Origin of the sequence: Candidatus Chordibacter forsetii (assembly GCF_964187505.1) — a bacterium.
Lineage (GTDB): Bacteria > Verrucomicrobiota > Verrucomicrobiia > Opitutales > Seribacteraceae > Chordibacter > Chordibacter forsetii.
Genome location: NZ_CAXLML010000162.1, coordinates 1 through 8,865, shown reverse-complemented (window position 1 = coordinate 8,865; position 8,865 = coordinate 1). Strand labels below are relative to the sequence as shown.

10 protein-coding genes are annotated in these 8,865 nt (G+C 43.5%); 4 read left to right on the top strand and 6 right to left on the bottom strand.

Annotation, left to right across the window (positions count from 1 at the left end):
- Both rmuC and ACKPQ4_RS06920 read left to right on the top strand, forming a co-directional pair.
- Positions 1-450, top strand: a 450-nt coding sequence (gene rmuC / locus ACKPQ4_RS06925) for a DNA recombination protein RmuC (RefSeq protein WP_407680461.1), incomplete at its 5' end; no start/stop codon positions are given.
- Between the two features lie 66 nt (positions 451-516).
- Complete coding sequence (locus ACKPQ4_RS06920) at positions 517-2,745, top strand: transglutaminase family protein (protein WP_407680460.1); 2,229 nt, start codon at positions 517-519, stop codon at positions 2,743-2,745.
- A 33-nt stretch (positions 2,746-2,778) separates the two neighbouring features.
- Here ACKPQ4_RS06920 and ACKPQ4_RS06915 read toward each other — a convergent pair whose 3' ends face one another.
- Genes ACKPQ4_RS06915 through ACKPQ4_RS06900 form a run of 4 tightly spaced genes read right to left on the bottom strand, consistent with a single transcriptional unit; the run spans position 2,779 to position 5,828 of the window.
- Positions 2,779-3,303: a tetratricopeptide repeat protein gene (locus ACKPQ4_RS06915; RefSeq protein WP_407680459.1), complete on the bottom strand. Its 525-nt coding sequence runs from the start codon at positions 3,301-3,303 to the stop codon at positions 2,779-2,781.
- Positions 3,304-3,305: 2 nt separating this feature from the next.
- The gene (locus tag ACKPQ4_RS06910) at positions 3,306-4,274 is read right to left on the bottom strand and encodes a bile acid:sodium symporter family protein (RefSeq protein WP_407680458.1); all 969 of its coding nucleotides are present in this window, start codon (positions 4,272-4,274) and stop codon (positions 3,306-3,308) included.
- Between the two features lie 7 nt (positions 4,275-4,281).
- The gene (locus ACKPQ4_RS06905; protein ID WP_407680457.1) at positions 4,282-4,821 is read right to left on the bottom strand and encodes a discoidin domain-containing protein; all 540 of its coding nucleotides are present in this window, start codon (positions 4,819-4,821) and stop codon (positions 4,282-4,284) included.
- A 53-nt stretch (positions 4,822-4,874) separates the two neighbouring features.
- The gene (locus tag ACKPQ4_RS06900; RefSeq protein WP_407680456.1) at positions 4,875-5,828 is read right to left on the bottom strand and encodes a LysR family transcriptional regulator; all 954 of its coding nucleotides are present in this window, start codon (positions 5,826-5,828) and stop codon (positions 4,875-4,877) included.
- A gap of 130 nt (positions 5,829-5,958) precedes the next feature.
- Here ACKPQ4_RS06900 and ACKPQ4_RS06895 point away from each other — a divergent pair, with 130 nt between their 5' ends.
- Positions 5,959-6,915 carry a hypothetical protein gene (locus ACKPQ4_RS06895; RefSeq protein ID WP_407680455.1) on the top strand — a complete coding sequence of 319 codons (957 nt, stop codon included), beginning with the start codon at positions 5,959-5,961 and terminating at the stop codon, positions 6,913-6,915.
- 23 nt (positions 6,916-6,938) lie between these two features.
- On the opposite strand, the gene ACKPQ4_RS06890 is transcribed toward ACKPQ4_RS06895, so the two are convergent.
- Both ACKPQ4_RS06890 and ACKPQ4_RS06885 read right to left on the bottom strand, forming a co-directional pair.
- On the bottom strand, positions 6,939-7,436 hold the full coding sequence (locus ACKPQ4_RS06890) for a toxin-antitoxin system YwqK family antitoxin (protein ID WP_407680454.1): 498 nt from the start codon (positions 7,434-7,436) through the stop codon (positions 6,939-6,941).
- A gap of 134 nt (positions 7,437-7,570) precedes the next feature.
- The gene (locus ACKPQ4_RS06885; RefSeq protein WP_407680453.1) at positions 7,571-8,089 is read right to left on the bottom strand and encodes a 2'-5' RNA ligase family protein; all 519 of its coding nucleotides are present in this window, start codon (positions 8,087-8,089) and stop codon (positions 7,571-7,573) included.
- A gap of 345 nt (positions 8,090-8,434) precedes the next feature.
- Here ACKPQ4_RS06885 and ACKPQ4_RS06880 point away from each other — a divergent pair, with 345 nt between their 5' ends.
- Positions 8,435-8,752: a DUF6172 family protein gene (locus tag ACKPQ4_RS06880; protein ID WP_407680452.1), complete on the top strand. Its 318-nt coding sequence runs from the start codon at positions 8,435-8,437 to the stop codon at positions 8,750-8,752.
- Positions 8,753-8,865 lie beyond the last annotated feature (113 nt).

Genomic DNA, 8,865 nt, shown 5'->3' with positions numbered 1-8,865 from the left:
GCTGCATTAACCGAGGACTCCGAACTTTACCAATATGCCTTTGACCGTAAGATTGCCCTGATTACCGCATCCACCCTAATGGCTACGATTAAAACGGTTGCCAACCTTTGGAAATTAGAGAAACAGAACAAACATGCTCAGGATGTGGCCAAACGGGCTGGTTTACTTTTTGATAAATTTGCCGGATTTCTTGGAAATCTTGAGGAGGTGGGTAAATCCCTGGATAAAGCCGTGGGAGCTCACGAACGAGCAGTTGGACAACTGTCAACTGGGCCCGGGAACTTGATCGGGCAAGCCGAAAAGCTTAAAGCAATGGGTATTCGGACAAAAAAAGAAATACCCTCTTCTTTTGCTGAGAATCGAGAGGAAATAATTGAGGAAGAAACAGATCAGTCGGAACTCTCTTTTGATCAGCAAAATTCCGGAGGTCAAGACAGGCATACCGCCTAGCTGCACCATTTTAACTTCTGAACACTAATCGATCTTTTACCCAATATTGAGAATAGTTATAACCCTATGGTCATTCTATTTCGTAACCTACTAGTGTTCTGCCTGACTCTCCAATTATTTGAAGAAAGCAGCCTTTTTTCTAAGGAGAGAACAAACGATCCATTTGCCCATTTAGCCGCCATCGTCAAACCCTCGGTTGTTACGATATCGAGCGTGAACCGGGGGGGTGGGCCTTGGGGGGTGGGTACTGGTTTTGTTGTCGACGCAGAAGGAGTGATCGCTACGAACTTTCATGTGATTGGTGAACACCGCGAATTCACCGTTGAGTTGGCCGATGGTACACTTTGCAAGCCGACTGAAATTCTCGCCATCGACCGCAGTCGAGACCTTGCCTTATTTCGTATCGATCAGTCCGGACTCCCCACCCTGACCTTGGGTGATTCGTCAAAGATTGAACCCGGACAGGCTGTTCTATCTGTCGGGAATCCTTTAGGTTATGACCTAAGTGTCAGCCAAGGGGTGGTGGCTGCGATCCGCGAGTTGGAATTTGGGGACGGTCGTCCTATGGTGCAGGTTGCGATTCCTATCGAGGCTGGAAGTAGTGGCAGCCCAGTAGTAGACCGAAATGGCGAGGTGCTGGCAATGCTTACCATCAAGTCAGGCGGAGCTATGGGGTTCGGAGTTCCCGCGAATGCACTACGGTCATTAATGGAGGAGATCCGACCTATTCCCATTAAACGGTGGTTAACGGTTGGAATGCTCGACGATGACGAATGGGTACTTCCCTTAGGGGGAAACTGGAGGCAGCGTGCCGGTATTATCAAGGCATCCGGAATGGGAGACGGCTTTGGTGGTCGCATGATTTGCCTAGCACAACAACCCAATATCTCTCCACCCTTTGACCTTGAGGTTGAAGTTAGGCTTGAGGATGAAAGCGGTGCAGCAGGATTAGTCTTTGGATCAGACGGCGAGCAGAAGCATTATGGATTTTATCCAACCAATGGGTCTCTCCGTCTCACCTGCTTCAATGGGCCAAAGGTTTTCGATTGGAATATTATCGAAACCATTCCCTCTCCGGATTACCTGCCTGGAACATGGAATCGACTCAAAATACGATTCGATCAAGGCGGTCAGATTCGTTGCAGTATAAATGAACAGGAAGTTATTGAGGCAGTTGATTTCACCCTCAAGAAGGGCTGGGTTGGACTATGTAAATTCCGAGAACCTGCTGCCGAATTTCGCAATTTCCGAATCTCTGCCAGGTTATCCTCCGGATCTATTACTCCCGAAATTCGGGAACTGGCCTATGAGTTATCCCAAACACTCGTCTTAGAAAAGTCTATCTCTCCGTCTGAGGTTCAGGATCTTACCAAGTTGGATTCATCCGTTTATCAAGCTTTAATCGACCGGGCAGTCGAAATGGAACAGGCAAGCGAACGTCTTCGTCAATCAGCTGAAAAAGTCAGGATTGCCCGTATTATTAAGGAGCTTACCGATCTGCTAACTTCTGAAAAAACTGAAAGCGAAGAGATTTTGCTGCGATCCGCTCTGCTGGTTTCCTTAATGGATAACCCGGACTTTCAACTAAAACAATACCTGGATCGGGTAGATCGAATGGCTACCCGCATTGCCCAAAAGATTCCCAAGCAAATTAGCAAACGAGAAACTTTGGATATTTTAATCGATGAATTATTCGTGCAACTTGGATACCACGGAAGCACTTTAGATTTTCACCATCGTTCAAACAGTTACCTCAATGAAGTCATTGATGATCGCGAAGGCTTACCCATAACCCTGACATTACTCCTCTTAGAACTTGGAAAGCGAATCGACTTACCTATCACTGGACTGGCTACCCCCGGACATTTTCTTGCCCTCTATCGAGAACCTGGCCAGAAGCTTAAGGACTCAGTAATTATTGATGCTTTTTCCGGTCGAACCATTTCTCGAGAATACGCCAATACGCTCACCCATTCAGAACTTTCGGACAAGGATTTTATGCCCGCATCGGAAACTGAAATTATAAACCGTATATTGCGTAATCTATTGCGCTCTGCCGATTGGGACAGAGATAGTTCAGCTTCCCTGCGTTATCTTGATGCCTTGGTGTCTATCAATCCTAATGATCGATACCACCGAACTCTGCGTGCGATGACCCACTACGGCTTAGGCAGTTTCGTAGAGGCTCTGATAGATATTAATTACCTGATCGATCAAGATCCACAAGACCCAGCAAACGCTCCGCTAATCGAAATCAAACGACGACTAATGCAATCCCACGAGCGAATAAGGTAATTTAAGCACTACACTTCCGTGCTTTTAAACTATTTATTCACTCCAGCCCATTTCTCGCAGTGCAGCTTGCACTCCCTTTAAATCTTCGTCCGCTAAAGCCATAGCTTTATAGCGCTCATCCCTCTTCACCGCTTCCTTGAGAAAATCAAGGCACTCTCCAGGACTTCCCAACTGACAAGCATAACAAGCCAAGTTATAGCGAATCAGAGCGTCATCATAGTTATGCACTAAGGCTTCCAGTAAAATCCCTCTGGCTTGCTCGATCGATAGAGATCGGCGCGTTGCATAGGCATCCATCACCCACCATCCACTTTCCTGGGGAAACTCCATACGCAATTCATAAGCAATCTTTTGCATCTCCTTCCAATTTTTTAACCCTTGAAAAATCTCGAGTAACATTGATTTCTTTTGTTTCGACCAAGGCAATTCATTGGGTAAACCAGAAAGTTCTGCTCTCGCTTGTTTAAACATCCCCAGTTTTAGGTATCCCGTGGCTCGGGACCAATGAACCTCAGGTCGTAGAAGATGTGGAAGTGGTCCGGAGGAATCTTCTTTCATGCTCAGGATCTTACAGAATCAACATGATTCTTTATGGACATGTCATTTGTACGCGACCAGCGAGATGCTAAAAGGCTTCCAATCAGGCAATGGAGGATGGCACTAAGGGCACATGGTGCAGGTACCATGGGCATGGAAGAAAAATGCTTAGTTGCCAAGGCGGTACCAAGACCTGAATTCTGCATACCCACCTCAATCGACAAGGTTTGTTTGTCCAGCCTATCCCTATGTAACCAATGAGCACCAACATAGCCCCCAAAAAAACCACCGAGGTGAAGCAAGCTGGTAGCCGCAAGAAGGATCCATCCATGGTCAAAAATCAAGTCTCGTTTAGCAGCGAGTACGAAGCCCACAATGAGTAAAATAAACAGCACAGAGATGAGTGGAGAAAATTGTGCTGCCTTTATCGCCGACTTTGGGAACAGTCGATTCCATCCCACTCCAATCGCTAACGGAGCCAAGACAATTAAAAGTATACTTTGCAACAAAGACCATGGATCCACTGGAGTATAATGACCGGCATATAAATAAGTCAGCCAAGGCGTAAGTAATACAGCTGCCAAAGTCGAACACAGGGTGAGGCTTACCGACAAAGCAACGCGTGCTTTGGCCAAAAAAACAACCACATTTGAGGCTGTACCCCCAGGGCAGCAGGAGACAAGAATTAGCCCAACGGCCATTTCCGTAGGCAATTTCAATACCCAGGCAAGGCAGGCACTCCACGCTGGCATAATCAAAAACTGTAAGCCAACCCCCATTGCAATTACCCCTGGTTCTTTCCAAACATCGCAAAAATCTTGAGGTTTTAAGGTTATCCCCATCCCTAGCATGATGAAGCCAAGGCCCAGGCTTATGGCGTCCGCACCATACCAGAGAAAAAGGGCTGGTTCATAAAGAGCAGATACTCCCACAAGTATCGACCAGACCGGGAAACCGGCAGTTAGCCAATGTGAAATTCTGCCTAGCTTCAAAGGTTAATCACTTTGAGATTTCCCAAAATTCAACTTCTCCCCATTGATGCCCCCACCCCTGAAATTTGGGTAATATCTTAAAGTAACGGGCCCGAACGGCTCGCAAATCCATTTCCACCCAGGTTCCTTTCTCCTGCAAAGTCACGATCTCTCCATACTCGTTAAAGGGGAAAAAGGTTTTGCCATCCAAACCAACAGCTATCTCAACACTTTTTAATTCATCCTCTCTAGCCCAAGCTTGAAAATAGACGCGAATCGCTCCAATTCTCTTTATTTCTCCAAGATCAAAAGTTACCGCTGGATCTTTTTGATACCACGCTGTCCAAGTTGAGCGCCACCCATCCTTGGGCAACTTCCCGTCCAATAATCGATCCAAGCCGAACCGTATTTCATCCATCGTTGGTCCAGGGGACGAAGTTACTTTTTGCACTTTGCATAAACGTAAAGAACGAGATGGGTCCGGCTTTGGAGAACCTTGGCCATTCGCCCAGGGAGAAAAAACCAGGAAAAGGGCAAACAAATGAAAAAAAGATAAAAATGTAGCCATAATCCTTTTCTCTAATGTCCACGGCTTGCAGGCAAGCGTTATAGGATTAATTTTTAATTCCCAGGGAGCTTTGTATTGAAGGACGGATCACGATTAACCATCCAACGGCATCCCGTTTGTTCAACACACTTTATAAAAGCTCTTTCCGCAGTCCCAAGGGAGTGGCTTTTCAAGGTTGAAATGCCCCACGGTCTAATCAGTCTCCTTGGTCCAAGAGGTAGTGAGACAAGTTCCCCCGATTCAATCTCTTTGGCAACAAACCAGTCCGCCAAAATTCCGATCCCAAATTTATTCTTAATTAACTCCTTAGTAGTTTCCGAACTGTTCATTTCCATGAATGAATTAAGTTTAATTCCTTTTTTTGATAAAAAATCCTGAATTGCCCGAAAGGTGAAACCTCTTCGATTAGGCAAAATAAATTTTTCTCCACCTACATCTCTCCAACTTACAATTCCCTTTTTCGCCCAACTGTGCTCCGGGTAGGTAACTACTACTAACTCATCGGAAAAACAGGGTATAAACAAGTAATCTGAACGGGGAAAAGGTTCCACTGTTAAACTCAGATCTACTTCGCCTGAACTTAGAAGGTCTAAACAATCCAGGGTATCCAAGCCTCGAATTTCAAATTTACACCTCGGTTCTAAACTCGAAAATTCTTTTAAAAGCGTAGGTAATAAAAATCGACAAATTTGATCGCTAGCCCCCAAACGAATTCGAGGTATTCCCCGATCATCAGAGCTACGAATTTCATCCCGTACTCGGTTCATTTCTTCTAACCAAGGACGAGCAAAAGCGAGCAGTCTTTCACCTGCTTCCGTTAACTGAATTTGCTTTCCCTGCTTTTTTACAAGTTTACATCCCGCTTCTTTCTCCAAGCTGCGTAAAGAATGACTTACTGCAGACTGAGTAACAAACAACTGCTTGGCCGTACGGGTAAAACTGCCCGTTTCACAAAGATTCTCAAAGGCTTGGAGTTGTCGGGTATCGAGTGGACGAATTCTTTTCATTTATACTGCAAACATCTTGCAAGTTTTGAACCAATTTCACTTCATTTAGAATAGTGTTCACGCTTTGTTCAGCATTCAGGCTCCCTTAATTGCTTGTAGACTGAAATAAATTAGGTACTTTTCGTAGGAAATGCGCCTTAGGTCTATATCACTCTTTTTATTGATCCTTGCTCTATCAGGCATCGCTCTCCCTATTTTATCGGGGCAGATTCACCCCAAGGAAGCTTTGGGCCGAAAAATCTTTGACTCTTTTCGTCAGAACAAATTTAGCGACTTTTACTTAAGGTCGATTTTCTCTCTCGAAGAAGAACAGTTTCGTGATCTTCTATTCAACCTCGAAAATTTTGAACTCCGACAAAAACTCCGACAATTTTATACCTTAAATTATCCAACCACTGCCAAGACCCCGCTCGACCGTTGGAAAATTGCATTCGCACATACTTGGAGAGATCAATGGCGGCACATTGCAAAAAACTCACCTAAAATGATCCAACGTGAAGCCTTTGACCCGATTCTTCGTGAGGCCAAAGGTTATGGGGTTCAATGGGAGACTACCCGCCTACTTGCCATCGAAATTCCTCTTTCGGTTCATTGGAAAAATAATCGTTTTATAGTTACTGGAGATTCCATGATTGATCATAATGCGACCCAGCCTAAAACCCTTTTTTTTGAACGTGGACTTAGTTATCGGTTACAACTCGATCACTCTACCCACGGAAAGCCTTTAATGATTGGGTATTCCCCTGAAGACTCACAGAAAGTTTACAATCAAAACATTTTGGGAAACGGATCTGGACAAGCTGATATGCTGTTTCGCTTTGATAATCCCTTCCCAGACCGCCTCTTTTATTTTTGCCCTGATAAATCTTCTGCTGGCGGGCCCATCCTAATTAAGGATTTTAACGAAACGACCAAGCCCAACCAAAGGACCGACATCCTTCTTACCTTTTCTTTTGGCCAACCAGAAAGGGCTTACCAAATTTTAGTTCGTGAGGTGTTGAGCACGCCATGGGGAGAAATCTTTTGTGAACGCCCTCAATGGATTGGTGAAGTTCCCTTGCCTAGGGGACTTAACTTCAGTCGTTAATTCCTGCAACCTCACTAATCTGACTAGCGGAGGACTTCAATGAGTTCTCCATTCTTGTAACGCACTGCCTTGGATATTTTACCATCCTCGTCCCATGAACGCATCAATCCATTGGCTCGATTATTGAACCACTGCCCTTCCTCCTTAAGCTTACCATTGGGATACCATAACCTTTCCATTCCATCTTTTTGGCCATCGAGGAAGTAAGCTTCCGCACGGGGGGTATCGTCAGGGAAGCTCTCTAAAGCCATCCCAGTAAAAGGAGTACGCTCAACATCGTGGTGCCAAAGGTTGGTTTTTTTATCCCTTACCAAAGAAGCTCCGTCTACCCTGCGAAGTTTTAAACTTAATCGAGTATTTTCCCACTTTGCTACCTCCAAATCGGCCTCCAACTCCCGCATCCTTTCCCGTCTTGTTAATGTGGATTCAGTAGGAGTGTTTTCTAGCGTTGCAACCGAGTCATCTTCACAACTGCAAAGAATAATTACTAAAGAAAATACAAAGTTTACTCTCCAAATCATTGATCTCTTGACTAGCTTTAATCTATGCTTACCGCAAGTCGCTAAACATAATTAGCAATGAAGGGCATTAAAGGTAGTGACTCGGTAAATAAAAAGTTAAATACTATCTCCCCTCAAAGCCGAACGCTTAAAATTTACTCAGGAAGATATTGAAAGGAGGAAAGAACTTCAGCTTTGGGATACTTAACAAAATTTGAGGAAACGCAGGTTGCTTCAAGTGGAAACTTAAAATCTTCAAACAATTTCACAGATTTTTCTAATTGTTTTGGTGAAAGCCTACTAGCTAAAGAACAGTGTGGTTCCCATAAATCAGTCCGATAGAATTTGTTCATCGATGAAAATTTCGCATGTGCATCATGAAGATTATGAAGTTCAGACAATAAATTTGATTTTTCGGGCGAAAGAAAAAGAACGCCTCTGTCTGGAAATGCAGCGAATGTACTAAATTCAAACTTAAAAGTTTTTTGTTTTTCCAAAAAATCCCAATTTACTTTTTTAATCCCGCTAATTTCACCATAAACAAGTGTGATATGTGGCGAGAAGCCTTTTTCTAATGCCCTACAAGGAATATTATTTTGAGATAGTACATTCCACATTTCTTGAATTGTTGCGTTAGTAATATCGTCAAAGTGTACTTCTAATGAATATGGCATGTTTTCATGGTGTTGAATTGAAATTTCAAAATCTATAAATAGTCAAATCCGAGTTATGATGCAATGGTTCTCATAACCTGTATATGTTCATGGATTGTTTGTTGGAGAAAAATCAAGTAGAGCATTTTTGTCTCTATAACAACCAAACCTCTCCACTTAAACCCCTCGTCGCCTCTCCTGTACATTCGGTTATCTTTAATAAGCATTTGAAAATTGATCGCTAAAAAGGCAATTAAGAATGATAAGTAAGTAGGAAATTCGTACTCGTCATCGAATCGTTTATGGTTATCGGAATTGAGTAGAAGGGAAAATTAGTATTTGGCGTAATTTAGGATAATGGAAAATATGAAAAAAACATTTCAATTAGCACACGAGAAAATTAAGTATCCTCGAATGATCGAGTCGGTGAAAGCCGAAGTCAGAAAACATTTGAAGCGTTGCCGCAGAAAACCCCTGCCCAAGGGTACAGACTTTTGGGACTTTGATTGCAAATTTGGGGACACCGAAAAATATGCGAAAAGTTGTCATCTGGCAGAAATTGATAAAAACATCAACCATGCGGAAGAACGAGAACTCAAGTCATTTTACATCGAAGTGATTGCCATTCCTGGTAATAGGCAAAAGCATGATTCAGGAAAAATCGGCTCCATCAATAACGACTAAAAAAAGTCGGTGGATTAAAGAGTTAGTAAATTTTTAAGTTAGCTTTTTTTAGTCAACTATTAATAACGAAATTAGTTTGTTAAGCTAATACTCAGAAATGAGTCAGGGAAGGG